Origin of the sequence: Arthrobacter sp. Soil782, from assembly GCF_001428435.1 — a bacterium.
In the GTDB taxonomy this organism is placed as follows: Bacteria; Actinomycetota; Actinomycetes; order Actinomycetales; family Micrococcaceae; genus Arthrobacter_D; species Arthrobacter_D parietis.
In genome coordinates this window covers 265,051-291,719 of sequence record NZ_LMSO01000007.1, presented here as the reverse complement: position 1 = coordinate 291,719, position 26,669 = coordinate 265,051, and the positions used below count along the sequence as shown (strand labels likewise).

Annotated in this window: 22 protein-coding genes; 6 read left to right on the top strand and 16 right to left on the bottom strand. The window is 63.8% G+C overall.

Features of this window, described 5'->3' with window-relative positions; translation table 11 throughout:
- Window positions 1–28: 28 nt before the first annotated feature.
- From ASH00_RS08880 to ASH00_RS08830, 11 genes are all read right to left on the bottom strand, one after another.
- Entirely contained in the window at window positions 29–1,276 is a 1,248-nt protein-coding gene (locus tag ASH00_RS08880; RefSeq protein ID WP_056547562.1) for a phosphoglycerate kinase, read from the bottom strand.
- 7 nt (window positions 1,277–1,283) lie between these two features.
- Window positions 1,284–2,294 (bottom strand): type I glyceraldehyde-3-phosphate dehydrogenase, encoded by a 1,011-nt coding sequence (gene gap, locus ASH00_RS08875; protein ID WP_056547559.1) that lies wholly within the window; start codon window positions 2,292–2,294, stop codon window positions 1,284–1,286.
- Window positions 2,295–2,511: 217 nt separating this feature from the next.
- A complete protein-coding gene (locus ASH00_RS08870) occupies window positions 2,512–3,138 on the bottom strand; it encodes a superoxide dismutase (RefSeq protein WP_056547556.1) in 627 nt (208 codons plus the stop codon).
- 117 nt (window positions 3,139–3,255) lie between these two features.
- Complete coding sequence (whiA, locus tag ASH00_RS08865) at window positions 3,256–4,236, bottom strand: DNA-binding protein WhiA (protein WP_056547553.1); 981 nt, start codon at window positions 4,234–4,236, stop codon at window positions 3,256–3,258.
- Window positions 4,237–4,246: 10 nt separating this feature from the next.
- Window positions 4,247–5,278: a gluconeogenesis factor YvcK family protein gene (locus ASH00_RS08860; RefSeq protein WP_056547550.1), complete on the bottom strand. Its 1,032-nt coding sequence runs from the start codon at window positions 5,276–5,278 to the stop codon at window positions 4,247–4,249.
- Window positions 5,278–6,177: an RNase adapter RapZ gene (gene rapZ / locus ASH00_RS08855; RefSeq protein ID WP_056547546.1), complete on the bottom strand. Its 900-nt coding sequence runs from the start codon at window positions 6,175–6,177 to the stop codon at window positions 5,278–5,280. Before rapZ ends, ASH00_RS08860 begins: the two co-directional genes overlap by 1 nt.
- Window positions 6,178–6,250: 73 nt before the next feature.
- Window positions 6,251–8,272 (bottom strand): excinuclease ABC subunit UvrC, encoded by a 2,022-nt coding sequence (gene uvrC / locus ASH00_RS08850; RefSeq protein ID WP_056547544.1) that lies wholly within the window; start codon window positions 8,270–8,272, stop codon window positions 6,251–6,253.
- A gap of 81 nt (window positions 8,273–8,353) precedes the next feature.
- Window positions 8,354–9,019, bottom strand: coding sequence for a lysophospholipid acyltransferase family protein (locus ASH00_RS08845; protein ID WP_056547541.1), 666 nt, complete (start codon window positions 9,017–9,019; stop codon window positions 8,354–8,356).
- A complete protein-coding gene (locus ASH00_RS08840) occupies window positions 9,006–9,710 on the bottom strand; it encodes an HAD hydrolase-like protein (RefSeq protein ID WP_235563242.1) in 705 nt (234 codons plus the stop codon). Before ASH00_RS08840 ends, ASH00_RS08845 begins: the two co-directional genes overlap by 14 nt.
- Window positions 9,711–9,771: 61 nt before the next feature.
- Window positions 9,772–12,678, bottom strand: a complete 2,907-nt coding sequence (gene uvrA, locus ASH00_RS08835; protein WP_056547538.1) for an excinuclease ABC subunit UvrA — start codon at window positions 12,676–12,678, stop codon at window positions 9,772–9,774.
- Between the two features lie 71 nt (window positions 12,679–12,749).
- Window positions 12,750–13,127, bottom strand: a complete 378-nt coding sequence (locus ASH00_RS08830) for a GntR family transcriptional regulator (protein ID WP_056547536.1) — start codon at window positions 13,125–13,127, stop codon at window positions 12,750–12,752.
- Between the two features lie 85 nt (window positions 13,128–13,212).
- On the opposite strand from ASH00_RS08830, the gene ASH00_RS08825 reads away from it, so the two are divergent.
- A complete protein-coding gene (locus ASH00_RS08825) occupies window positions 13,213–13,851 on the top strand; it encodes an MBL fold metallo-hydrolase (protein ID WP_056547533.1) in 639 nt (212 codons plus the stop codon).
- Between the two features lie 78 nt (window positions 13,852–13,929).
- Here the strand turns inward: ASH00_RS08825 and ASH00_RS08820 are convergent, their stop codons facing one another.
- A complete protein-coding gene (locus ASH00_RS08820; protein WP_056547531.1) occupies window positions 13,930–14,217 on the bottom strand; it encodes a hypothetical protein in 288 nt (95 codons plus the stop codon).
- 80 nt (window positions 14,218–14,297) lie between these two features.
- On the opposite strand from ASH00_RS08820, the gene ASH00_RS08815 reads away from it, so the two are divergent.
- From ASH00_RS08815 to ASH00_RS08805, 3 genes are read left to right on the top strand one after another with little or no spacing between them, the layout of a single operon-like run.
- The gene (locus ASH00_RS08815; RefSeq protein WP_056547528.1) at window positions 14,298–16,832 is read left to right on the top strand and encodes a DEAD/DEAH box helicase; all 2,535 of its coding nucleotides are present in this window, start codon (window positions 14,298–14,300) and stop codon (window positions 16,830–16,832) included.
- Window positions 16,833–16,852: 20 nt separating this feature from the next.
- Window positions 16,853–17,335, top strand: a complete 483-nt coding sequence (locus ASH00_RS08810) for a GNAT family N-acetyltransferase (protein WP_056547526.1) — start codon at window positions 16,853–16,855, stop codon at window positions 17,333–17,335.
- A gap of 35 nt (window positions 17,336–17,370) precedes the next feature.
- Window positions 17,371–18,639 (top strand): alpha/beta fold hydrolase, encoded by a 1,269-nt coding sequence (locus ASH00_RS08805; protein ID WP_056547831.1) that lies wholly within the window; start codon window positions 17,371–17,373, stop codon window positions 18,637–18,639.
- A gap of 90 nt (window positions 18,640–18,729) precedes the next feature.
- Here ASH00_RS08805 and ASH00_RS08800 read toward each other — a convergent pair whose 3' ends face one another.
- The 4 genes from ASH00_RS08800 to coaE form a co-directional block, all read right to left on the bottom strand.
- On the bottom strand, window positions 18,730–19,764 hold the full coding sequence (locus ASH00_RS08800; protein WP_056547523.1) for a TerC family protein: 1,035 nt from the start codon (window positions 19,762–19,764) through the stop codon (window positions 18,730–18,732).
- A gap of 183 nt (window positions 19,765–19,947) precedes the next feature.
- Window positions 19,948–21,714 carry a hypothetical protein gene (locus tag ASH00_RS08795; protein WP_056547520.1) on the bottom strand — a complete coding sequence of 589 codons (1,767 nt, stop codon included), beginning with the start codon at window positions 21,712–21,714 and terminating at the stop codon, window positions 19,948–19,950.
- A gap of 3 nt (window positions 21,715–21,717) precedes the next feature.
- Entirely contained in the window at window positions 21,718–23,805 is a 2,088-nt protein-coding gene (gene uvrB / locus ASH00_RS08790) for an excinuclease ABC subunit UvrB (RefSeq protein ID WP_056547518.1), read from the bottom strand.
- 75 nt (window positions 23,806–23,880) lie between these two features.
- Entirely contained in the window at window positions 23,881–25,101 is a 1,221-nt protein-coding gene (gene coaE / locus ASH00_RS08785) for a dephospho-CoA kinase (protein ID WP_056547828.1), read from the bottom strand.
- A gap of 257 nt (window positions 25,102–25,358) precedes the next feature.
- On the opposite strand from coaE, the gene ASH00_RS17000 reads away from it, so the two are divergent.
- Both ASH00_RS17000 and ASH00_RS08780 read left to right on the top strand, forming a co-directional pair.
- Complete coding sequence (locus ASH00_RS17000) at window positions 25,359–25,523, top strand: hypothetical protein (RefSeq protein WP_235563240.1); 165 nt, start codon at window positions 25,359–25,361, stop codon at window positions 25,521–25,523.
- Window positions 25,516–26,640 carry a class I SAM-dependent methyltransferase gene (locus ASH00_RS08780; RefSeq protein ID WP_235563239.1) on the top strand — a complete coding sequence of 375 codons (1,125 nt, stop codon included), beginning with the start codon at window positions 25,516–25,518 and terminating at the stop codon, window positions 26,638–26,640. The genes ASH00_RS17000 and ASH00_RS08780 overlap by 8 nt, the downstream gene beginning before the upstream one ends.
- The last annotated feature ends 29 nt before the right edge of the window (window positions 26,641–26,669 follow it).

Below are 26,669 nucleotides of genomic sequence, written 5' to 3'. Positions count from 1 at the left end.
TTCTAGAGAGAGGTCTGCGGAAGTGGTGTCAGCGCTGCAGAGCGGTCAGGCCCGGCAGTTCCTTGCCTTCAAGGTATTCCAGGCTCGCGCCGCCACCGGTCGAAATGTGGCTGAAGCTCGACTCGTCAAAGCCGAGGCCGCGGACGGCCGCGGCCGAATCACCGCCGCCAACCACCGTGAGCGCACCCGCCGACGTTGCATCAGCGAGTGCCTGGGCCACAGCTTTGGTACCGGCCGCGAAGGCATCGAACTCGAACACGCCCATTGGCCCGTTCCAGAAAACTGTGCGCGCCTGGCCAATGTGGCGGGCGAAGGCAACGCCCGACTCGGAACCGATATCCAGTCCCAGTCCCGCCGCGCCGTATTGCCCTGATTCCATGGCTTCGGCGGGCCGTGTCTCATGGCCGGCGTCGGCCGCAAACTTCTCCGCAACCACGATGTCGGTAGGCAACACGAATTCGGTGCCGGCCTCCTCGGCGCGGGCGAGGTAGCCACGTACAGTGTCGAGCTGGTCCTTCTCAAGCAGGCTCGCACCGACGGAGTGTCCCTGCGCAGCGAGGAAAGTGAAGACCATGCCGCCGCCGATCAACAACCGGTCCGCTGTGCCGATGAGGTTTTCGATGACAGCAAGTTTGTCTGAAACTTTCGAACCACCGAGCACGACGACGAAGGGCCGCTCCGGCTCCACGGTCAGGCGCTGCAGCACATCCACTTCGGCCTTCACGAGGTCGCCCTGGTAGGCAGGCAGACGCGATGCGACGTCATACACGCTCGCGTGCTTCCGGTGTACCGCGCCGAAGGCGTCGTCCACGTAGGCGCCGTTGGTACCCGTCAACTGCACGAGTTCGTCTGCGAACGCTGCCCGCTCGGAATCGTCCTTGCTTGTCTCACGTGAATCGAAACGGACGTTCTCCAGAACCAGTACGGCTCCCTCGGACAGGCTGGAGGCACGCGAACGCGCGCTCTCACCGGTGACATCATCGGCGAAGGCCACGTCGAAGTCCGCCAGCTCAGCCAACCGGTCCACCGCAGGCTTCAGCGAATACTTCTGCTCGGGTGCACCTTTGGGACGGCCAAGGTGCGCCATGACGATCACCGCCGCGCCGGCCTCGGTCAGCCTGCGCAGAACCGGCAGCGAGGCCCTGATCCGGCCGTCGTCGGTCACACGCAGGTTGGGGAGGCTGCCATCGAGCGGCACGTTCAGGTCCGATCGGACCAGTACGTGCCGCCCGCGCACGCCGACTTTTAGCAGATCATCCAGCGATGAGTAGCTCACAGTGTCCCTAGGAGAGCTTCGCCGCGACGATTTCGGTGAGATCAACGAGGCGGTTCGAGTAGCCCCACTCGTTGTCATACCAGCCGACCACCTTGACCTGGTTGCCGATGACCTTGGTCAGGCCGGAGTCAAAAATGCACGATGCCGGATCCGTCACGATGTCCGAGGAGACGATGGGCGCCTCCGTGTAGGAGAGGTAGCCCTTGAGCGAGCCGTCGGCTGCCGCCGCCTTGTAGGCCGCGTTCACTTCCTCTGCAGACACTTCGCGGCCGACAGTGACAGTGAGGTCGGTCGCCGATCCGGTGGGAACCGGTACGCGGATCGCGTAGCCGTCAAGCTTGCCCTTCAGTTCGGGCAGCACGAGGCCGATCGCTTTGGCGGCACCAGTGGAAGTAGGCACCATGTTGATGGCTGCGGCGCGGGCGCGGCGGAGATCCTTATGAGGTCCGTCCTGAAGGTTCTGGTCCGCCGTGTAGGCGTGGACGGTTGTCATCAGACCGTGCTCGATGCCGAAGGCGTCATTGAGCACCTTCGCCAGGGGGCCCAGGCAGTTGGTGGTGCAGGAGGCGTTGGAGATGATGTGGTGGTTCTCGGGATCGTACTGGTCGTCGTTGACTCCCAGTACAACTGTGAGGTCCTCGTCCGAGGCGGGAGCGGAGATGAGAACCTTTTTGGCGCCGGCGTCGATGTGCTTGCGGGCGTCGGAGGCCTTGGTGAAGAACCCCGTGGACTCGATGACGATGTCCACACCGAGATCCGCCCACGGAAGGTTAGCAGGATCCCTCTCGGCCAGCACCTTGATGGTCTTGCCGTCCACCACGAGGGCGCCGTCCGAAACTTCGACGCTGACTCCGAGGCGGCCGGTGACGGAGTCGTACTTCAGCAGGTGAGCGAGCGTCTCAGGACTGGTGAGGTCATTGACGGCAACGATTTCGAGATCGGCGCCCTGTTCGAGGGCCGCGCGGAAGTAGTTGCGCCCAATGCGCCCGAAGCCATTGATTCCAATACGGGTAGTCACTGTATCTATCTCCTTGCTAGGGGTTGCTGCCGGCGGCTGTTGCCCAGGAGGTAGAGCCTGCCCGGCGACTGAAATGTCTTGCACCGCACTGTGCGCGTTGTGAAATCGTTCGTTCCCGTGTACTAGCCGCTCGAGGACCGGCCACTGCACTCCATGTTACGCACCGGCGCCCTTTCCCGCCGGGTTGGCGGGAAAGGTTACGCGCGGCGGGAATCAATCAGGACAGGGTAATCAGACCCGATGCGTTGGCGCGGGCACCCTCGAAGCGGCGGGCAACATCTGCCCAGTTGACGATATTCCAGAATGCCTTGACGTAGTCCGCCTTGACGTTCACGTAATCGAGGTAGAACGCGTGCTCCCACATGTCCAGCATGAGCAGCGGCGTGGTCCCGACGGGAACGTTGCCCTGCTGATCGTAGAGCTGTTCGATGACGAGGTTTCCGCCGATGGGTTCCCAGGCAAGCAACGCCCAACCTGACCCCTGAAGGCTCAGTGCGGCTGCGTTGAAGTGTCCGCGGAACGCGTCGAACGAACCAAACGCATCATCGATTGCGGCTGCGAGCTCGCCCTCGGGCTTGTCGCCGCCGTCCGGCGAGAGATTGTTCCAGAAAACGGAGTGGTTGATGTGTCCGCCGGTGTGGAAAGCAAGATCCTTGGACAATTTGGGAACGTTAGCGAAGTCCCCCTTCTGACGAGCCTCGGCGAGCTGTGCAAGGGCATCATTGGCACCCTTCACGTACGCTGCATGGTGCTTGCTGTGGTGAAGCTCCATGATCCGCGCCGAGATATGCGGTTCAAGCGCCGCGTAGTCGTAGTTGAGTTCGGGCAGTACGTATTCGCTCACGAAATCCTCCAGGTCCTGTAGTCCGGGCAGAAGCCCGGTTGTTGCGGTTCTCCAGGCTAGGCCCCGCGCCCTTGCCGGCGCGCGGGAGGCCCTTGAACTTCCATCCTATGCACGTATTCAGTCATCCAACATGTCGGCGGTCACATTGGCCTCGGTTCCGGGGATTCCGAGATCGATGGCGCGCTTGTCAGCCATTGCGAGCAAACGGCGGATACGCCCGGCGATGGCGTCCTTGGTCATCGGGGGATCCGCGATCCGGCCCAACTCGTCAAGGCTCGCCTGTTTGTGGCCGACACGAAGCTCGCCTGCGTACTTCAGGTGATCGGGCACTTCCTCGCCCAGGATCTCCAGCGCGCGCTCGACCCGCGCTCCGGCCGCCACTGCTGCCTGCGCAGACCGCCGCAGATTGGCGTCGTCGAAGTTGGCCAGACGGTTGGCTGTGGCCCGGACCTCCTTTCGCATCCTCCGTTCCTCCCACACCATCAGGGCATCATGGGCGCCCATGCGGGTAAGGAGGACGGCGATCGTGTCGCCATCCCGGATGACCACGCGGTCCACCCCGCGGACCTCCCGCGCTTTTGCTGCTATTCCGAGCCGGCGCGCGGCACCGACGAGTGCGAGTGCTGACTCCGGTCCGGGACAGGTGACCTCCAGGGCCGACGACCGGCCCGGCTCGGTCAGCGAACCATGGGCAAGGAACGCTCCGCGCCACACTGCCTCGGCATCAGCAGCCGAACCGTTGACGACGGCGGACGGCAGTCCCCGCACTGGTCTCCCCCGGCTGTCGAGCAGTCCGGTTTGCCGTGCGAGTGACTCACCGTCACGAACGACGCGAACAACATAGCGGTTTCCCCGCCTCAGACCGTTCCCCGAGACGACGATGATCTCGCTGGTATGCCCGTAAACGTCAGCGATGGCCGTGCGCAGCCTGCGCGCAGTCGATGCGAGGTCCACTTCCGCCTCGATCACGATCCGCCCGGAAATGATGTGCAGGCCGCCGGCAAAACGCAGGAGTGCGGAAACCTCAGCCTTGCGTACCGACGATTTTTTGACGTCGAGGTGCGAGAGTTCCTCTTTCACATCCGCGGTCAGCGCCACAGACACCCTCCTAGAATTCGCCGAACATGTCGTGGTAGGCCGTTGCCAGGCGCAACGCGTCATGGACCGGTCCGCCGCTTGAAGACCCTACTTTACCCAAGAACGCCCGGCCGCCCATCTCTGCTACAGCGGCTTCGAACTCGCCGCGGTCGGCAACCACCGAAGGGTCCGCGATGACGGCGTCGATGCGGAAGTCGGGCGCATAACGCCTGATCACCGCGAGGTGATCGACAGCGCTCATTCCCAGAGTTTCCTTGGTGTCGTTGGTCAGATTCATCGTCAGGCAACGCCGAGCAGTAGTGGTGCAGAGTGCATCCCGCAGCTCGGGCAGAAGGAGGTGTGGAAGCACGGAGGTGTACCAGGATCCCGGTCCGAGAATGACCCAATCGGCCAACTCGATCGCGTTGAGTGCATCAACGCAAGCCGGAGCGTCCTCGGGAAGTAGGCGCACCTTGCTGACGTTGCCGGAACTTCCCGCCATGGCAAGTTGTGCCTGCCCGGACACTCTCCGGAGCCGCAGGCCGCCGTCGACCTCTGTCAACACATCGCCCTCGATAGTCAGCGGCACGCTCGCCATCGGCAGCACACGTCCACGCGCGCCGAGGAGCGCTCCTGCCCACTGAAGGCCCGCGACCGGGTCGCCGAGCAGCTCCCACAAGGTGACGATGAGGAGATTGCCGAGTGCGTGGTTGTCGAGCGAACCCTCCACTCCATCCCGGGATGCGAAGCGGTGCTGCATGACGTCCCGCCAGGTCCTTCCCCAGTCGGTGTCATCACACAGTGCTGCCAAGGCCATCCGGAGGTCCCCGGGCGGGAGGACACCGAGTTCGCGGCGCAGCCGTCCGGAGGAGCCGCCGTCATCCGCTACGGTCACTACAGCAGTGAGCTCAGACGTGAGGAGCCGCAGCGCCGACAGCGACGCCGACAATCCGTGGCCGCCGCCAAGTGCGACGACGGACGGAGCGCTCTCCTGGGATCCTACGCCGGAGCGCGCGGCAGACGTGGCGGGAATCAGCGGCAGCGATCCGGTGAGGACCGCCACTATTCCCGCCCGAGGTCTCGGTGGTGTGCAGTCACCTGCACGCGGGGCAACTGCGCAAGCCGCTGCGCAATCTCCTCGGTCACCGCAACAGAGCGGTGCTTGCCGCCCGTGCAGCCGACAGCAATCGTGGCATAGTGCTTATTCTCGCGGCGATAGCCCTCAAGGACGGGCTCGAGGGCGTTCACGTACCGGTCTATGAACTCGGCCGCGCCGTTCGCCTCGAGGACATAATCCCGGACAGGTTCATCCATGCCGGTCTGCGGCCGGAGTACGGGCACCCAGTGAGGGTTCGGGATGAAGCGGACATCCGCGACGAAGTTGGCGTCGACAGGCAAACCGTACTTGAAGCCAAAGCTCATGACGTTCAACCGCAGGACGATCGGACCTGAGTCCGAGAACAGTTCAGTGATGGTCGTTGCGAGTGCGTGCACGTTCAGCTGGGTGGTGTCCACCACCAGATCCGATGCGTGCTTGAGTTCCTGCAGCACCTCCCGTTCCGCCGAGATGCCGTCCAGGATACGGCCGTCCCCCTGGAGGGGATGCGGCCGCCGTCCCTGCTCGAAACGCCGCACCAGGGTGTTGTCTGCCGCATCGAGAAACAGGACCCGGTAGGTGATCCCCGCCGTCCGGAGCGCTGCCAGGGACCCCTGCACGTCTTGGAACAGTTCCTTGCTCCGCACGTCGATGACGACCGCGAGCTTCGGTATGGACTCCGGGGTACGGGACACGATCTCGGTGAGGGTGCTCAGCATCTGCGGCGGAAGGTTCTCCACGACGTACCAGCCGTGGTCTTCCAGCGCGTTTGCCGCCGTACTGCGGCCGGCACCGGACATGCCCGTAACCACGAGCAGTTCGGATTCGGCAGGTTTGACCGGCGTTAGACCGTCAGTCTGGTTCATATGTTCGTTTTCCGTCCCACCATCACACGCAAAGGTGCGCCAGCCTCAGGGCCGGCGTCCACATCTACCCTAACTAAGAATCGAGTATTTCGCCGGTCGCCATGTTCACGGCAGCGACGGGCGTCCTGTCCACCCCTTCGCCGCTTCCGGGCGCGAGCTGATGCCGGATCACAGCGGCCAACGCAGGCCCGACGCCCTGCACCGCCTGCAGTTCCTCCGCACTTGCCGACCTGAGTTTTCGGACCGAGCCGAAGTGCTGCAACAGGGCGCGCCGTTTCGCAGGCCCGAGCCCGGGCACCTCGTCCAATACCGACACCGTCATTGATTTTCCACGCTTCTGGCGGTGGTACGCCAGCGCAAACCGGTGGGCCTCATCGCGGATGCGCTGGAGGAGGAACAATCCCTCCGAAGCGCGCGGCAGGATGACAGGAAAGTCCCCCTCAGGCAGCCAGACCTCTTCAAGCCGCTTCGCGAGGCCGATGACGAAGACGTCGTCGATTCCAAGGTCTGCCAGCGCACGTGCGGCCGCTCGCACCTGTGGCTGGCCGCCGTCCACCACCACGAGGTTGGGAGGGTAGGCGAACTTCTGGCGTGTTGGCGCTTTCGGCTCCGCGGGCACCGGGCTGCCGCCGCCGTCGTCGTCCTTGTGTCCGTCTTCATTTCCGTCTCCGGGCAGGGAATCCAGCGGGTTACTCTCGGCAAGATAGTTGCGGAATCTGCGCGAGATGACGTCATACATGGACGAGGTATCGTCGCGTGCGGCGTCGCCGTTGATGGAGAACCTGCGGTAGTCGGACTTGCGGGGCAGTCCGTCCTCAACCACGACCATCGACGCCACCACATTGGTGCCCTGGACATGCGAGATATCGAAGCATTCGATCCGCATCAGCGGCATGGGCAGATCCAGCGCTTCCTGCAACTCCTGCAGGGCAGCAGACCGCGTGGTGATGTCACCGGCACGACGGCTTTTGTGAAGCCTGAGGGAGTCGGCGGCGTTCTGCCTGACCGTACCGAGCAGAGTGGCTTTGTCCCCCCGCTGCGGCACCCGGATATCCACGCGGGCTCCTCGGAGCTGGTACAGCCATTCACGCATCTGTTCCTCGTTACTCGGCATCTCCGGAACGAGTACTTCGCGGGGAATCCGGTTGTTGCTGCTGTTACCCTCGCCGTACACCTGCTGTAGGAGGTGCTCAACGAGGTCCGCGGTGGTCATGTCCTCCACCTTTTCCACAATCCATCCGCGCTGACCGCGGATCCTTCCGCCGCGTACGTGGAAAACCTGGGCTGCAGCTTCGAGTTCATCCTCAGCGAGGGCGAACACGTCGGCGTCCGTGTCTTCACTGAGTACGACGGTGTTGCGTTCGAAGACCCTCTTCAACGCGGCGATGTCATCGCGGACACGTGCGGCCGACTCATAATCGAGTTCGGCAACCGCCGCGGACATTTTCTGTTCGAGCTCACGGATGAAGCGTCCAGCCTGTCCGGACATGAAGTCGCAGAACTGTACCGCGAGCTCGCGGTGGTCTTCCGGTGAGATGCGTCCCACGCAGGGGGCAGAACACTTGTCGATGTAGCCCAGCAGGCACGGCCGTCCCGAGCGTTCTGCTCGCTTGAAGACGCCGCTGCTGCACGTGCGCACAGGAAATACGCGGAGCAGGGTGTCGACCGTCTCCCGGATCGCTTTCGCCGGGTAAAAGGGACCGAAGTAGCGGGTGTCCTTGCGCCGGTCACCGCGCATGACCTGCACTCGAGGGTACTTTTCCCCCAACGTGACCGCCAGATAGGGGTAGGACTTGTCATCCCGGAACATCACGTTGAAGCGCGGATTGAATTCCTTGATCCAGGTGTACTCCAGCTGGAGCGCCTCAAGCTCACTGCCGACGACCGTCCACTCAACACTTGACGCAGTGTGCACCATGGCCCGGGTGCGCGGCATCAACCCCTGTGGATTCGAGAAATAGGAGTTAAGCCTGGAGCGAAGGTTCTTCGCCTTGCCGACGTAAACTACCCGCCGATGCTGGTCGCGAAACCGATACACCCCGGGATCCTGCGGGATCTCGCCGGCTTTCGGGCGGTACGTTGCTGGATCTGCCACCCGAATATCCTACCGGCGTGCCGCTACTGAACTGTCGGCTACCGAGCCGTCGGTGCCGGAGCGTGTTCGGGCAGCCGGGCGTCATTCGGCCGGACCCACGTTGTAACCGGCGGCCCTGGCCTGGCCGGTCAGCGCCGCTATGGCGTCCATGATCGTATCGGTGGCCTGCCTGCGTGCCGGCAGGGAGTGGTCCGGGCCTGTCCGCTCGAAATACAGCGGCTTGCCGATCTTCATGGTGAAGTGTTGTGGACGGATCCAGCGGCTGCCCGCCGGCTGGAGCCGATCCGTACCGAGCAGCCCCACCGGCACCACCGGCGCACCGGTGGTAAGCGCGAGCCAACCCACGCCGGTCCTCCCCCGGTACAGCAGTCCGTCGCGGGATCGTGTCCCTTCCGGGTAAATGCCGACGCCGTCTCCCGCCTCCAGCATGCCGAGCAGGGTCTTGAGCGCTTGGACGCTTGCTGCCTGTTGGCCCCGCTGGACGGGAATCGATCCGACTCCCTCAAAGAACGAGCGCATAAGCGCGCCTTTCATGCCGGTGCCTGTGAAGTACTCCGCTTTGGCGAAGAACGCCACGGGACGCGGCATGAGGGCCTGCACCAGGACGCTGTCGAGAAATGACAGGTGGTTGGGGGCAACGATGAACCCACCGCCGGGCGGTACGTTCTCAAGTCCTTGGACGGTGGGCCGGCACAGACCGGCGATCAGGCCGCGGGTGCTGCTGCGCGTGAGGTCATAGACGCCCACGGGTCACCGCCCGGGCCGGCTCCGCGTACGCAAGGATGTGTTCGAGCAGACTGCCCGCCGTGGACACCATCGTGGCGGGCCCGGCTGCCTCAAACTCCCGTTCGCTGCCGAATCCCCACGCGACCGCGATGCAGTCTAAGCCGTTAGCTGCTGCGCCTTCAATGTCATGCACGCGGTCACCGACCATAAGCGCACGGTCGAAGTTACCTTGATGCGTGGCGAGTGCCTGCCCAATGATGGTTCGCTTGCCGTCCAGCGCAGCGCCCGCCAGCTCGTTGTCCGGTGAGCCGTGGATGGATGCGAAAAGGTTTGCCATTTCCTGGACTTCGAGGAGCTCGCGGGCAAGCGTTTCGGGTTTCTGCGTGGCGACGGCTACCAGATGCCCGCGGTTTACGAGTTCCGCGACCGCATCCGCTACGCCCGAATACGGCCTGCTCTGCGCCATTCCGTGGGCGCGATAGGCCGCGCGATAGAGAGAAATCACCTCGTCCACGCGGTTCTCGGGGACCTTCGCTATGTCCACGAGCGAGCGCACCAGCGCCGGCCCGACCATCCGACGCAGATCCGCCGGGCCAGGCACCGGCAGGCCGAGCTTACCCAGCGCCCCGGCGATCCCACCGGTAATTGCGCCCTCCGGGTCCACCAGCGTGCCGTCCAGGTCGAACAGAACGAGCAGGCGCGTATTCTTCACGGGGCAAGTTTCCCATAACGGCACCTCCGCCCGGAAATTGCATTCCTCATTCGGCATATGGTCAGGCGTTCAGAACCTCCGCCAGGAACTTGCCGGTGTAGCTCACCTCCGCGGCAGCGACCTGTTCCGGGGTTCCCGTGGCGATAATTTCACCACCGCCGGACCCACCGTCCGGGCCGAGGTCGATCACCCAGTCCGCACTCTTGATCACGTCGAGGTTGTGTTCAATGGTGATGACGGTGTTTCCCTTGTCCACAAGCCCCTGCAGGACCTGCAGCAACTTGCGGATGTCCTCGAAGTGCAGCCCTGTCGTGGGTTCATCGAGGACATAAACGCTGCGTCCATTCGAGCGCTTCTGCAGCTCGCTGGCCAGCTTCACGCGTTGAGCTTCACCACCGGAAAGGGTTGTGGCGGGCTGCCCGAGGCGGACATATCCCAGACCGACATCCACCAGGGTGGTGAGGTGGCGCGCTATCGGGGTGAAGGCTGCGAAGAACTCCGCTGCTTCCTCGATCGGCATGTCCAGCACATCGGCGATCGTCTTGCCCTTGTAGTGAACCTCAAGTGTTTCCCTGTTGTACCGCGCGCCCTGGCACACCTCGCAGGGCACGTAGACATCGGGCAGGAAGTTCATTTCGATCTTCAGCGTGCCGTCCCCCGAGCACGCCTCACACCGGCCGCCCTTGACGTTGAAGGAGAACCTGCCCGGCAGATAGCCGCGGACCTTCGCCTCCGTTGTCTCGGCGAACAGCTTTCGGATGTTGTCGAAGACCCCGGTGTAGGTAGCGGGATTCGAGCGCGGGGTCCTACCGATGGGACCCTGGTCAACGTGGATGACCTTGTCCAGGTGTTGCAGCCCATCGATTCTGCGGTGGCGTCCGGCCACCTGCTTTGCGCCGTTGAGCTTGTTTGCGAGCACCTTGTACAGGATCTCGTTCACCAGCGTGGACTTGCCCGACCCGCTGACGCCGGTCACCGCGGTCAGAACTCCCAGAGGGAAGGTGGCATCCACGCCCTTCAGGTTATGTTCGCGGGCGCCCACAACTTTGAGTTGGCGGGAGCGGTCAATCTTGCGGCGTTTGGCCGGCATCTCGATCTTCCGCCGCCCTGAAAGATAGTCGCCGGTGATGGACCTCTCGTTCAGGAGGAGATCCTCGAGAGAGCCGGAGTGGACAACCTCCCCGCCGTGTTCCCCTGCACCCGGTCCGATGTCGACGATCCAGTCTGCCTCGTTGATGGTGTCTTCATCGTGTTCCACCACGATCAACGTGTTGCCCAGGTTACGCAGCCGGGTCAGGGTTTCGATGAGACGCCGGTTGTCCCGCTGGTGGAGGCCGATGGAGGGTTCATCAAGGACGTACAGCACGCCCACCAGACCGGAGCCGATCTGGGTGGCAAGGCGGATCCGCTGCGCCTCGCCGCCCGAGAGGGTTCCTGCTGCCCGTTCAAGGTTCAGGTATTCGAGCCCGACATCGAGCAGGAACCGCAGCCGCGCCTGGATCTCCTTGAGGACCTGGGAGGCAATCTGCGCCTCGCGCCCCGTGAGGACGAGGTTATTCAGGAAGTCACTGCACTCGCGCATAGGCAGAGCGGCTACTTCGGCGATGGACCGCCCGTTGATCAGTACGGACAGCGATGCCGGATTGAGGCGTGCTCCACCGCATTCCGGGCAGGGAATCTGCCGCATGTATTCCTCGTAGCGGTCCCGCGCGTAGTCGGACTCCGTCTCGAGGTGCTTGCGGTGGATGTACTGGACAGCACCCTCGAAGCCCGTGCTGTACTTCCGCTCGCGGCCGAAACGGTTGCGGTACTGCACCACTACCTTGTGGTCCTTGCCATACAGTGCGGCGTCCCGGGCATGCGCCGGCAGCTTCTTCCAGGGGGTGTCCATGGAGAAGTCGAGTTCCTTGGACAGTCCCTCGAGCAGGCGTGTCCAGTACTCGAGCGTTGCTGTACCCAGTGCCCATGGGGCGATGGCTCCCTCGCCGAGGGCGAGGTCCGGGTTGGGAACGACGAGTTCTTCATCCACCTCGAGTTTGGTGCCGATGCCGGTGCACGCTGGGCACGCGCCGAAGGGATTGTTGAAGGAGAACGACCGTGGCTCGATCTCGTCGATCGCAAGTGGGTGCTCGTTGGGACATGCCAGATTCTCCGAAAAGGCGCGCAGCCGGAGCGGGTCCCCGGACTCCAGATCAACGAAGTCAGCCAGTACGCGCCCCTCGGCGAGGTTGAGCGCCGTTTCAATTGAATCGGTGAGCCGTTGCCGGACCCCGCCCTTGATCACCAGGCGGTCGACGACCACTTCGATGGTGTGTTTGAACTGCTTGCCCAGTTTGGGCGGATCAGTCAGCTGAACAAGATCGCCGTCCACGCGGGCACGGGAATAACCCTTTGCTGCCAGGTCCTGGAAGAGATCGACGAACTCACCTTTACGGCCGCGCACCACGGGCGCGAGGACCTGAAAACGGGTACCCTCGTCCAGCTCCATGAGCTGGTCGACAATCTGCTGCGGCGTCTGCTTGATGACGGCCTCGCCGCATACCGGGCAGTGCGGCCTGCCGACGCGGGCCCATAGCAGCCGCATGTAGTCGTAAATCTCTGTAATGGTACCGACGGTGGACCGCGGGTTCTTGCTCGTGGACTTCTGGTCGATCGACACCGCGGGTGAGAGGCCCTCGATGAAATCCACGTCAGGCTTGTCCACCTGCCCGAGGAACTGCCGGGCGTAGGCGGAGAGCGACTCGACGTAGCGGCGCTGTCCCTCGGCAAAGATGGTGTCGAAAGCCAGGGAAGACTTGCCGGAGCCGGAGAGCCCGGTGAAGACGATCATCGCGTCCCGCGGCAGGTCCAGATCGACGTTGCGCAGGTTGTGTTCCCTTGCACCCTTGACAATGAGCCGCGAAAGATCCTGGGGCAGCTTGTCAGGGTTGGAGAGACCGGAATCCACGGAGGTTGCTATAGACACCATTACACTTTAGGGGAAACGCCGTTCGAAGACATATTCGAACGCGGGTATTGGCGGCGTGTCGTGCTGAATGTTCACCGACGGCGCAGAGCCGCACGCAGGTAGGAGACTGCTTCTTCCTCCGTAAGCCCATTCGCCTTGATGAGCCTGGCATATTCCGCGGCTCCCTCCGCGGCCTTGCGCCGTGCTTCATCCCCCGCGGCCGCCACCACCGTACCGGCGCGCGAACGGGTGACGACAATGTGTGCCTGTTCCAGTTCCCGGTAGGCGCGTGCCACGGTGTTGACAGCCACACCCAGATGACCAGCAAGGGTGCGGACAGGAGGAAGTCGTGTACCCACCGGGAGCGAGCCGTCATTAGCAGCGTCCAGAATCTGTACACGCAACTGCTCGTACGGCGGCACAGAGCTGGCCGGATCGATCCGCAGCCACGCCGATACATCAGAATTCACGGTGCGCGCTCCTGGACGACAGTGGAAGGGTGCTCACATTCTGCCACGCGGTCCGCAGCATCACCATCGGTACTAGGGTTGGACCATGTATGACCTCACCGACGTGACCATCCGTTCCTGCTCAGTCAGCGAAATGGACAACAACGTCTACCTCATTACCGCGAAGACCACCGGCGCCCAGGTTCTCATCGACGCTGCCGACGACGCTCCGGCCATCGAACGCCTGCTTGCCGACGGCGCTCAGGACACCGGCGTCCCCGCCAAGCTTGCCCTTGTCATCACCACGCACTCGCACTGGGATCATGTGCGTGCGCTGGCAGACGTTGTACGTGCCACAGGAGCCCGCACTGCTGCCGGCGCCGACGATGTTGATGACATCGCAGTCCCCACCGACGTCCCACTCGCCCATGGCGATGTGGGCACCTTTGACGGCTTCACCCTGGAAGCAATCTCGCTACGCGGACACACTCCCGGGTCCATCGCGCTGGCGTACCGGGACCCGAACGGTCCCGTGCACCTGTTCACCGGCGATTCCCTCTTCCCGGGCGGCGTTGGGAACACGGGCGGAGACGCGCAGCGTTTCGAGTCCCTTTACTCCGACGTGGTTGAGCGCATCTTCAACACGTTCGACGACGATACGATCGTGCATCCTGGTCATGGGAAGCCGACCACCCTCGGTGCGGAGCGGCCGTCCCTCGCCCAGTGGCGTTCACGCGGCTGGTGAGATGCCAGTGCTCGATCTGGTGCCCACAGCGAAGATCCGCCTGAACGCAAGCAGCGTGCCGCCGTCCGGTCCCGGCACCTACGCCGCGGAAAGCATTGCGGCGTAGGTGCGCTCAAACTCTGCTGCGTCAGCAGCCGGAAGGGCTGCGAGAATCGGCCGCAGCCCAGTGCCGCGCACCCATTCCAGCACCGGATCCGCTCCGGTGAGCAGATGCTGGTAGGTGGTCTCCCAGATATCGGCCTCCAAACCGGCCCCGCGCAGGAGCCGGTGGTAGTCCTCCGGTGGGCTGACGACGTCGTCGTGCCTCAGGATAGAGCCCAGTTGCTGATTCCAGCGCTCGGACTCCGCCAGCCTGCGCATCAGCACGTGGGAGGGCGCCGTACTGTGCGGGGTCCCAGCGCATCGGCCAAGCACATCGCGGGCCTCAACGGATAGGCTGGGAGGACATGAACATCCAGGAGCACCTCCGCCAGATCGAGCGCCCAGGCACACCCGACGCTGACGCCGTGTACACGGCCTTCCATTCGTGGTCCGCGAGCACCGGGCTCACCCTGTATCCCGCACAGGACGAGGCCGTTCTTGAGCTCATATCGGGCAACAACGTAATCCTCGCGACCCCCACCGGATCCGGAAAGTCGCTGGTGGCCGTCGCCGCGCATTTCCACGCTGTCGCTGAAGGGCGCAGGAGCTACTACACAGCGCCGATCAAGGCGCTGGTCTCGGAGAAGTTCTTTGCCCTGTGCGCCATCTTCGGCGCCGAGAATGTCGGCATGGTGACCGGTGATTCCGCAGTGAACCAGGACGCTCCAATCATCTGTTGCACCGCGGAGATCCTCGCGAACATCGCCCTGCGTGAGGGCGCTAGGGCCGATGTCGGCACCGTCGTCATGGACGAGTTTCACTTCTACGCTGATCCTCAGCGCGGCTGGGCCTGGCAGGTGTCGCTGCTTGAGCTGCCGCAGGCCCAATTCCTCCTGATGTCCGCGACTCTCGGCGACGTCGAGCGCTTTGAAAAAGACCTGACGGAACGTACCGGCCGTTCAACGGTTCTTGTCAGCTCCGGTGACCGGCCGATCCCACTCAACTTCTACTACTCTGAAGACCCCCTCCAGGAAGCGCTCGAGGAATTACTCTCAACCCACCAGGCCCCCGTGTACGTAGTGCACTTCAGCCAGGCGGAAGCCATCGAGCGCGCGCAAAATCTGATGAGCATCAACGTGTGCACGCGTGAGGAGAAAGACAGGATCGCGGCGCTCATTGCCAGCTTCCGGTTCTCTTCCGGATTCGGCAAGACGCTGAACCGGCTGGTACGCCACGGAATCGGCGTGCACCACGCCGGCATGCTGCCGAAGTATCGGCGCCTGGTGGAGCAGCTTGCCCAGGCGGGCCTGCTGAAGGTGATCTGCGGTACCGACACCCTGGGTGTGGGCATCAACGTGCCGATCCGAACCGTCATGCTGACAGCCCTCAGCAAATACGACGGCGTCCGCACCCGACCACTCAACGTACGCGAATTCCACCAGATCGCCGGCCGGGCGGGGCGTGCCGGCTACGACACGTCCGGCACGGTGGTGGTTCAGGCGCCGGATCACGTCGTGGAGAACACCAAAGCCATGGCGAAGGCGGTCACGAAGTTCGGTGACGACCAGAAAAAGCTGCGGCAAGTGGTGCGCAAGAAGCCGCCGCAGGGGTTCGTGTCCTGGGGCAAACCCACCTACGACCGCCTGGTCGAGGGCACTCCGGAGCCGCTGGCCTCCAGCTTTGCCGTCAGCCACTCGATGCTGCTCAACCTGCTTGAACGCCCCGGCGATCCCCTCCATGCCGTCCAGAACCTGCTGCGGAACAACCACGAACCGCAGGCGCGGCAGTTCGCCCACCTCCGGCGGGCAATCAGCATCTATCGGGAGCTGGTGACCGCGGGTATCGTTGAGCGGCTGGCCGAACCGGATGAGGAAGGCAGAACGGTGCGGCTGCGGGTCCACCTGCAGGCCAACTTCGCACTGAATCAGCCGCTGTCCCCGTTCGCGCTCGCAAGTCTTGAGCTCCTCGACCCGGAGAGTCCCGCCTATGCGCTTGACGTCGTCTCCGTGATCGAAGCCACCCTCGAAAAGCCGCGACAGGTACTCAGCGCCCAGGAAAAGAAGGCACGCGGCGAAGCTGTCGCCGCCATGAAGGCGGACGGCCTCGACTACGACCAGCGGATGGCCCGGCTTGAGGAGATTTCGTATCCACAGCCGCTGGCTGAGCTCCTGCAGCACGCCTTCGACACCTACCGTTCAGGTGCTCCATGGCTCGGCGATTTCGAGCTCACGCCCAAATCCGTGGTGCGGGATATGTACGAGCGGGCCATGAATTTCGGTGAGTACGTTGCGTTCTACTCCCTCGCGCGATCGGAGGGGATCCTCCTGCGATACCTTGCCGACTGCTTCAAGGCCCTGCGCCAGACCGTCCCGCGGGACGCCCTCCGGGAGGACCTGACCGACATCATCGAATGGCTCGGCGAAATGATCCGTCAGGTGGACTCGAGCCTGCTTGACGAATGGGAGCAGTTGGCGGCCGGCGCTGCCTCGTCCGATACCGGAACTGTCGATCTGCCGCCGGAGCCGGATTCTGTCACGTCGAATGAGCGTGCATTCCGGGTAATGGTGCGCAACGAGATGTTCCAGCGCGTTCAGCTGTTCGCTGACGAGGATGAGGAAGCACTCGGCCGGCTGGACGAGTCATCGGGCTGGGACGCGGCGCGCTGGGCTGAGGCCATGGACGGATACTTCGACGCCCATGATGACATTGACGACGGCCCGAACGCACGCGGTCCGGCGCTGCTCATCATCAAGCAGCTTCCTGACCGCTGGGAAGTACGGCAGATTTTCAAGGACCCGTCCGGAGACCAGGACTGGGGCATCAACGCGGTGGTGGATCTGGCAGCCTCCGACGACGCCGGCTTCCCCGTTCTCGTCATCACGTCCGTTGGCGGTCCCTGATCCTACTAGGCTTGTGAACCATGACTCCCATCCGCGAAGCACGCCGGGACGACGTGCCCACCATCCTGCAACTGATCCACGACCTCGCGGTCTATGAAAAGGAACCGGACGCCGTGCGCAACACGGTGGAAGGGCTCGAGGAAGCCCTCTTCGGTCCCAACCCGCGTATCTTCGCCCATATCGCTGAGGACGACGGCGGTGTTCAGGGATTCGCTCTCTGGTTCCTGAATTACTCCACGTGGGAGGGCGTCCACGGCATCTACCTCGAGGACCTTTATGTTCGCCCGGAAGCCCGGGGTTCCGGTTACGGGAAAGCACTGCTCCAGACGCTCGCGGGCATCGCTGCCGAACGGGGCTATGCCCGGGTGGAATGGTCAGTGCTCAACTGGAATGAACCGTCCATTCAGTTCTACCGGAGCCTCGGTGCCCAGGCGCAGGACGAGTGGTCAACCTTCAGGCTGACAGGAGCACCGCTGGCCGCCTTCGCTGGAACCGGCGCGTGAGCTCCGCGGCGCACCACACCGGACCGACGCACGTAATGCGCGGTGTCCGAAGCACCGCCCACCGTTTCCGGGTTCCGCTCGACCACAAGGATCCAGCTGGAGAGCACATCTCCCTCTTCGCCCGGGAATACAGTTCCACGGACCACTCCGACGCCGACGCTGCCCGGCTTCCCTGGCTGTTGTTCCTGCAGGGCGGGCCCGGTGTGCGCGGCAACCGCACCACGCAGCTGTCCGGTTGGATGAAGGCAGCCGCCAGGGACTTCCGGATCCTGATGCTGGACCAGCGGGGTACGGGCTTCTCCACGCCGGCCGATTCGGTGACCCTGCCGCAACGTGGCAGCCCCGCTGAGCAGGCCGCGTACCTGCGGCATTTCCGTGCTGATTCCATCGTCGCCGACGCTGAGCTGATGCGTGCCGCGCTGGGCTCGGCGCCGTGGACAGTGTTCGGGCAAAGCTTCGGCGGATTCTGCACACTCTCCTACCTTTCCCTGGCGCCCGAGGGAATGGACCGTGCCCTGATCACCGGCGGGCTGGCGCCCCTTGCAGGGCCTCCGGAGGGCGTCTACCGCTCAACTTTCAGGCGGGTGGCGGCGCGCAATGCCGAATACTTCACCCGCTACCCCGAGGACAGGGCAGCCGTCACGCGCATTATGCGGCACCTGGATCGGGTGGAGGAGTTCCTGCCCACCGGTGAGCGCCTGACTCCGCAACGTTTCCAGATGGTCGGCTCATTCCTGGGTGGTAACACGCGGGTCGATGCGCTGCACTATTTGCTGGAGGATGCCTTCGCTGATGCTTCCGGCGCGGATCGCCTCTCCCCCGTCTTCCTGGACCAGCTCCCGGCGGTCGTGAGCAGGCGCTCGAATCCGCTCTATGCGCTCCTCCACGAATCCATCTACTGTCAGGGACAGGCCTCCAACTGGGCTGCCCTGCGCGTGCTGGAGCAATTTCCCGAGTTTGCACCCGATGCCCCTGACCCACTGCTCACCGGAGAGATGGTCTACCCCTGGTACTTCGATGAGGACCCTTCACTGGTTCCGCTGAAGGAAACGGCTGAGCTGATCGCCGCTGTGGACGATTGGGGCCCGCTGTACGACGTGCAGCGGCTGGCCGCCAATACCGTTCCCGCTGCCGCAGCAGTCTATACCGACGACATCTACGTGGACCGGGACTTATCCCTTGAGACAGCAGTCTCGGTCCGGGGCCTGCAGGTGTGGGAGACCGCTGACTTCCACCACGACGGAATTTCCGACGACGGCGATGCCATCTTCTCGCGCCTGCTCGCGATGACCCGCACGGCCTAGAGTCTCCTTCAACGCCGAAGGCGCCGGTCCTGCACAGCAGGACCGGCGCCTTTCGCGCTGCTACTCAGCCGCGCTGTTGTTAAGCCGCGTTCAGGACTCCGGACCGCCGGTGCGCGCCCGCTCGGCGTCGGCAGCGAGTTCAGCGTCGAGCTTTGCGCGCTTGCCGGCCGGGCTCAGCAGGCTCGCAACGACGGCGATGACGATTGTCGCGACAATGAATGCCAGTGAAACGAACGTCGGAATCACGGGAGCCCATTCAATGTGCTGGCCGCCGTTGATGAACGGCAGTTCATTTTCATGCATCGCGTGCAGGATCAATTTCACGCCGATGAAGGCAAGGATGATCGAGAGCGCGTGCTTGAGGAAGACCAGCCGGGTCATAAGACCGCCCAGCAGGAAGTAGAGCTGGCGCAGCCCCATCAGCGCAAAGAGGTTCGCTGTGAACACGATGAAGGCGCTTTCGGTGAGTCCGAAAATGGCTGGGATGGAGTCGACCGCGAACAGCAGGTCTGTCAGTCCGATCGTGATGAACACGATCAGCATCGGGGTAAAGACCTTCTTGCCGTTCACCACGGTGCGGATCTTGCCGCCGTCGTAGTGCTCGGACATGGGAAGCACACCGCGCAGCTTGGTGATGAGCTTGTTCTCTTTGTCCTCTTCCTCCTCGCCCGAATCCTTTGCCTGGTGGTAGGCGGTCCATAGGAGGAAGGCACCGAAGATGTAGAAGATCCAGGAGAAGTTGCTGATCAGCGCAGCGCCGAGCAGAATGAAAATTCCACGCAGGATCAGCGCGATGATGATGCCCACCATCAGCACTTCCTGCTGGTATTTCCTCGGTACGGAGAACCTCGCCATGATGATGATGAAGACGAAGAGGTTATCGATGCTCAGGCTGTACTCGGTTACCCAGCCTGCGACGAATTGACCTCCGTATTCAGGGCCTGTGACAGCAAACATGACGGCCGCAAAGACCAGTGCAAGTCCCACATAGAACGCAACCCAGAGGCCGGCTTCCTTCATGGAGGGCTCGTGCGGACGCTTCACGACCAGCAGAAGGTCCAGCAGGAGGATTACTCCCAGGACGACAAAGGTGCCTATTTCAAAGGCAAGGGGCAGTTCAAGCACAAGGGACCCTTTCAAAGGTACAACGGAATTTCGCAAGTCTCTCCGTCGCAACCAAGTGTGCGACCGCTACGCCCGGCCGGCCGTCGTCGGCCTGCGTGTTGACGTTCGTAGCGCGAAAGGATACTCCCCTACGTTCCTTCCATCGTACCCGCGTTCGGAACGGAAGGGGAAACGTGGAGTGCCTCAGGGATGGTGCGCGGCCAGGGCCGCAACGTGCGCCACAATTCCCGGCTCGGTCCAGTAGTCACTGTGACTGCGTACGATTCCATCGGCGCGCGGGTCCGGCAGTTCACGGTTGGCGGCGTGCGGAATGGGAAACCCGACGGGGTCGGTATCCCGCCAGAAATTCGTCCAGGTCCGTGTGCCGTCCGCAACGTCGGCGAGCAGTTCCGGTGAAAAGGTACGAGGGAAGAACGCTGCGTACACGGACCCGATGGGCGAGCCGGACGTGACGAGGTGCGGATGCGCTTCCGCCATCCGTGAGCGGGCTACGAGCCACGCGCAGAGCACCGATCCCTGGCTGTGCGCCACGAGCACCACCTCGCCCCCGGAGTGGCGGTTCGTCAGTTCGGCGATACCTGCAACGGCCGCGTCCCGGTAGGACGATCCCGCCAGCGGGTGGTCGCGGACGGGCCAGAAGCCTGCGACGTCGGCAATTTTGCCCAGTACCTCCCGCAGGGTCCGGAGCTGCCCGAGCAAGACCACCAGCACCACCACCGCCCCGGCGATCTGCAGCAGCAGGATAGCCAGAGCCAGCCACGGACCGCCGAGCCTGCCCTCGCCGAGGGCAACCGCCGTCGTCATCGTCATCAGTGCCAATACCACGGCGAACGGGAGAATCCCGGGCAGCAGTCGCGGTGCCGCTGCACAGACATCATGCCACCAGCGCCCGCGCGCGGCCTTGCCGCCGGTCACCGGCGGCAGCCCCAGCCGCCGCTCCATGGCCAGCACGACGGCGGTAGCCACCAGCGCAGCCGCTGCGGCGATAAGCGCGAGGAACGGGAAGAGATCGAGCCGGCTGTCCCCGGGATCGACCGGATTGTCGTAGGAAAGCAGGATGCCGGAATGCGGTTGGGGCGCATGAACCCGGCCAAACAGGCCGGTGATATAACCGAGCAGGTTGTCGACGAGCATGCGGACGAGCGCAGTGACCCCGTGCAAGAGGGGTAGGGACACGGCAAGCAGGACGCCCGCAGCAGCAAGTGGGGCGTTGGGACTGCTGCCGTTGTGAAAACCGGCGTTGCTGCGGATGGCCAGCACCAGAGCCACGAGAAACCCGATGGCGATACTGAGTGCTATCCACAGGGCCATCGCGTCGAGCCGCGAGGCACCCCCCGGTATGGGGGTGGAGGGCCATCCCGGGTGGAGAAGCTGGGCCGGCGGCGCGACGCTCAGCAGGACACCGCTGCAGCCCACCACTGCCGCGTGAGCCAGCGGCAGTAGATGGCGGCGATGTTGCTCAGACTGCGCCATCACCACGGTCCGGTACCGGTGCGTCAACCACGCGGTGAGCAGGCCGGCAGCGATCAGCGGTACGGTTCGCAGTGTAGACGGCGGAAGGCTCACGTAGCGCAGGACCGTCTCGCAGAGCACGATCAGCCAGGCAAGCTGCGACAACGTGAGAGTTACTGCGATTACCCCGACGAGTGTTCGCAGAAGCACGGCCGGCGCAGCACCGGCACTAACCGGTTCCATCCGTCCGGCCACGTTCGCCAACGTGAAAGGGAACGCGAGATACCACAGGAAGCCCGTTTGTTTCCGGCGGGAACGCGACCAGTTGACGATGCGCAGCCGGTGGTCCGGCAGCGGAGGCGGCGTGGCAACCTGGACCCACGCATTCAGCGGCTTCTGAACGGGCAGCCCGAGACTGGTGTAGTACTCATGGTCCCCAATGCCGTGGACCCGGATCTCAGTGAATGACCTACTGCCGGTGCCGCCCTGTTCCGGCATGGATCAGGCGTGCCCGGCTGACTGCATCTGCCGCAGCTCCTTCTTCAGGTCCCCTACCTCATCACGCAAACGCGCTGCGAGCTCAAACTGGAGCTCTTCTGCCGCGGCATGCATTTGGGCGGTGAGCTGGCTAATCAGGTCTGTAAGGTCCTCTGCGGGGACCGCGGCCAGACCGTCATGCCGGATCGCTGAACCCTTGCCCTTCCCCTTGCCCTTGGCGGACTTCGCCGTCTTCTCCAGCAGCGCACGGGTATCGGCGTCTTCGCGGGCAATGGTGTCCGTGATGTCCGCGATGCGCTTGCGCAACGGTTGCGGATCCACGCCATGCTTGGTGTTGTAGGCCACCTGAATTTCACGACGGCGGTTGGTTTCCTCGATGGCCTTGGCCATCGAATCGGTGATCCTGTCCGCATACATGTGCACCTCGCCGGACACGTTACGGGCAGCACGGCCAATGGTCTGGATCAGCGAGGTCGAACTGCGGAGGAAGCCCTCCTTGTCTGCATCGAGGATGCTTACCAGGGAGACCTCCGGAAGGTCGAGACCTTCCCGCAACAGGTTGATACCGACCAGCACGTCGAAAGTGCCCATCCGGAGCTCACGCAGGAGCTCCACGCGGCGCAGGGTATCGACGTCGGAGTGGAGATACTCGACCTTCACCCCGTGCTCAAGCAGATAACCGGTGAGGTCTTCCGCCATCCGCTTGGTCAGCGTGGTGACCAGGACGCGCTCGTTTCGCTCCACCCGGATCTGGATTTCTCCGAGCAAGTCGTCGATCTGCCCCTTGCTGGGCTTGATGATGACTTCCGGGTCCACCAGGCCCGTGGGCCGGATGATCTGCTGGACGTAGCCGTCTGACTTGCTGAGCTCGTATTTTCCGGGCGTAGCCGACAGGTAGACGGTCTGGCCGATCCGCTCCAGGAATTCATCCCATTTCAGCGGCCGGTTGTCCATGGCGGACGGCAGGCGGAAACCATGATCCACCAGCGTGCGTTTGCGGGACATGTCTCCCTCATACATGGCACCGATCTGCGGGATGGTCACGTGGGACTCGTCCACGACCAGCAGGAAGTCGTCTGGGAAATAGTCAAGCAGGCAGTGTGGTGCGGTGCCGCCAATCCGGCCGTCGATGTGGCGTGAGTAGTTCTCGATGCCGTTGCAGAATCCCATCTGCTGCATCATCTCGAGGTCATAGGTGGTGCGCATGCGCAGCCGCTGAGCCTCGACGAGTTTGTTCTGCGATTCCAGCTCCTGAAGGCGTTCCCGCAGTTCATCCTCGATCCTGGTGATTGCCCGGCCCATCCGTTCCGGTCCGGCCACATAATGCGAGGCCGGGAAGACGTACATCTCCGTCTCCTCCCGGATGACCTCGCCCGTCAGCGGGTGCAGCGTGTAGATGCGCTCCACCTCGTCACCGAAGAACTCGATCCGGATTGCCTGCTCCTCGTACATGGGAATGATCTCGACCGTATCTCCGCGCACCCGGAAGGTGCCGCGGTGGAAGTCCATGTCATTGCGCACGTATTGCATTGCGACGAACTGGCGCAGCAGGTCATCCCGGTTCATTTCCTGGCCGCGCCGGAGCGTGACCATGGCGGCAACATATTCTTCGGGAGTCCCGAGGCCGTAGATGCAGGAGACCGTCGCCACCACCACTACGTCCCGCCGGGTCAGGAGGGCGTTGGTGGCAGAGTGCCGGAGCCGCTCCACTTCCTCGTTGATCGAGGAGTCCTTCTCAATGAAGGTATCGGTCTGCGGAACGTAGGCTTCTGGCTGGTAGTAGTCGTAATAGGAAACAAAATATTCAACCGCGTTGTTGGGCAGCAGCTCGCGGAACTCGTTGGCGAGCTGCGCGGCGAGGGTCTTGTTCTGCACCATCACCAGGGTGGGCCGCTGCACCTGCTCGATCAGCCAGGCCGTGGTTGCACTCTTGCCGGTACCGGTGGCGCCGAGGAGCACCACATCCTTCTCACCGGCGTTGATGCGCTCGGACAGTTCCTTGATGGCAGTGGGCTGATCGCCGGCCGGCTGGTACTCACTGATCACCTCGAAGGGCGCGACAACACGGTTGATCTCCTGCGCAAGACTCATAGTCTTACGTTACCGTCCACCTGCGGACAACGACCGTCCGCAGAGGTGCTCTTTGCTGGAGGCTGAACGGACTGCTCAACGTGGGAGGTACTGCTCGGGCGACCAGCCGGCGTCGTTCTTCCAGGTGGTCAACCTGGGCGCAGCGAACGTGGTGAACCAATCCTCCTTACGGGCGGCATAGCCGGCGATGGTGGCGTCGTCGCGGTGGATTGCGGCGCACCGTTCCTTCTCGGCCGCGTAGGCCGCGAGCATGTCCGGATTGGTTCGCAGCCAGTCGCGGAATGCCAGGGCGTACTCCCAGCCCGGTGAACCCGCCACACGGACGTGCAGGTTGACTGGACGCCCCGGATCAGCGTTGCAGTGCAGCCGCTTCTGCCACTTCTCGGGTTCCGGTACTTCCGCGGTGGGAGTGTCCTGCCAGATACCGGGAAGGCGTGGAAACCCCGCTTCAGCCAGACGGTCGGAAAGACCATCGGCATCCGAAACGGACGCCACTGTCAACTGCAGGTCCAGAACGTCCTTCGCCGGAAGCCCGGGAACGGAGGTGGAACCGATGTGTTCCACGCCCAGGACGCGCGGATCCACCCTTGTCAACCGCCGGATGAGCAGGGAGGCCTGGCGGGGCCAGTCCCCATCCTGAACCAGCACCGGCCCGCCCTGCCGTGCTGCCCGCTGCCGCTGGTCAATGTTGCGGGCGAAAGGAAGTATCCGCCTCGCCCACAAATGCTTGACCGCAGCGGCCAGGTCCGCGGGGTTTCCTGCATTGTGCAGCACCACGTCGGCTGCGGCATTGCGCGTCGAGGAGTCAGCCTGGGCCCCGATGCGTCCCAGTGCCTCCTGCTCGGTCATCGCGCGGTTCTCCATCATGCGGCGAACGCGCGTCTTTTGAGGGGCATCAATGACAAGCACCAGATGAAAGCTGTCCTCCTGTCCCGTTTCCACCAGGAGCGGGATGTCATGCACGACGACGGCACCAGCGGCGGCCGCGCGGGCGGCAGCCTCTGCTTTGGCCGCCTCTCGCCGGACGCGCGGGTGGATGATCGCGTTCAGTCGTGCCCGCCCACCGGGATCGGCGAATATCCGTGCACCGAGTGCCGGCCGGTCCAGCGAGCCGTCCGCGAGAAGCACTCCGCTTCCGAAGGCGTCCGCAACCTCCCGCAAACCCTCCGTGCCCGGCTCCACGACTGCCCGCGCAAGCTGGTCGGCATCGATGAGGACCGCTCCGAGTTCCTGCAGCGTCAACGCTGCCAGAGATTTGCCCGCGGCGATTCCACCCGTCAATCCAACCCTCAGCATGAACCCAAGGCTACCGCCGTCGTTGACCATTGGGAGCGCAGCGGCGCACGGGGTGCCTACACTTGGACGGTGAGTGAGACGGCGGGGACGATCGCGCGCTACACCACGATCGCCGGCCACCACCGACATGAGTTGGAGATCCGCCGCTCCCGCTTCATCAGAGTCCTGCATAGGGTGGAGACCGAAACTGATGTCGTGAATCTCATTCACGGCCCGCGACTGCAGGCCGGTTGGAGAATGAGTTGAGGCGAGCAGGCATGATCATTGCGGCGGTGGATTATGAAGGGACGTTCACCCGGCTGACCGTCGCGGTGCAGGGCGACCACGCAGCGCTGGATGCATTCCAGGGCATGCTGGCGGCGAACACCGCGGGAGGGCTGGCTGCGGAACCTGCGGGCTGGGAGTGGGCGGACTGTGTCTGACTTCCCCTTCACAGCGCTGCGGCGTCGGCCGGATATCGAGGCGGACAACCTTTTTGCTTACGATGCCACCGACAGACTGCTCCTCGACACCATGGTGGAACACCTGCCCGCCAGCGGCGCGGTCGCGGTAGTAGGTGATACCCATGGCGCGCTGACGTTGGGCGCACAACACCGGGGAGCGCGGAAAGTACACGTTCATCAGGACCCGGTCACCAGCGAACGCGCGTTGGACGCGAACGCCGCCCTGCTCGGTTTATCAGGGGAGTATGCCTTCCGCCCGCTGGGACCGGACCTGTTCGACGGCGCGACGCTGGTTCTGCTGCAGCTGCCACGTTCCCTGGAAGCACTCGAAGAGATTGCCTGGCACATCGCGGCCGCTGCCTCGCCCAACGTCACAGTGCTAGCGGGCGGCCGGGTGAAGCACATGACACCGGCCATGAACCAGATACTCGGCCGATACTTCGGGGCGGTAACAGCCGGCTTGGCGAGGCAGAAATCCCGCGTGCTCACCGCCACCGGTGCCCTGCCTGTTGGTGCCTGCCCTTTTCCCACCACAGCGGAGTACGACGTCGGCCTCCCCCGGCCGCTGCAGCTGCGGGCCTACGGAGGCACCTTCGGCGGCGCCAAACTGGATCCAGGGACGCGGCTGCTGCTGCAGCACCTTCATCATGCGCCGCCAGCTGCATCTGCCGTGGACCTCGGCTGCGGGAACGGCACTATCGCGGCGTATCTTGCGCTCACCCGTCCGTCGCTCCTGGTCACAGCGACTGACACCTCGGCGGCCGCTGTTGCCGCCACCAGAGCCACAGCCGAGGCCAACGGTGTCGGCGGGCAGGTCGTCGTCGTGCGCGAAGATGGGCTGTCAGGACGATCCGACGCCGGAGACGAACTCATCGTCCTGAATCCGCCATTCCACTCCGGGCACACCGTACATGCGGGAATTGCGTTGAAGCTGTTCGCGGAGGCAGGGCGCGCACTGCGACCGGGCGGTGAGCTGTGGGCGGTGTGGAACAGCCATCTGCACTACCGGCAGGCGCTCAAGAGGCTTGTAGGCCCAACCAGGCAAGTGGCACGGGACCCGCGGTTCACGGTCACCGTGTCAACGCGTACACGTTAGTTCCGAGGTACGGTCCGATTAACCGTACG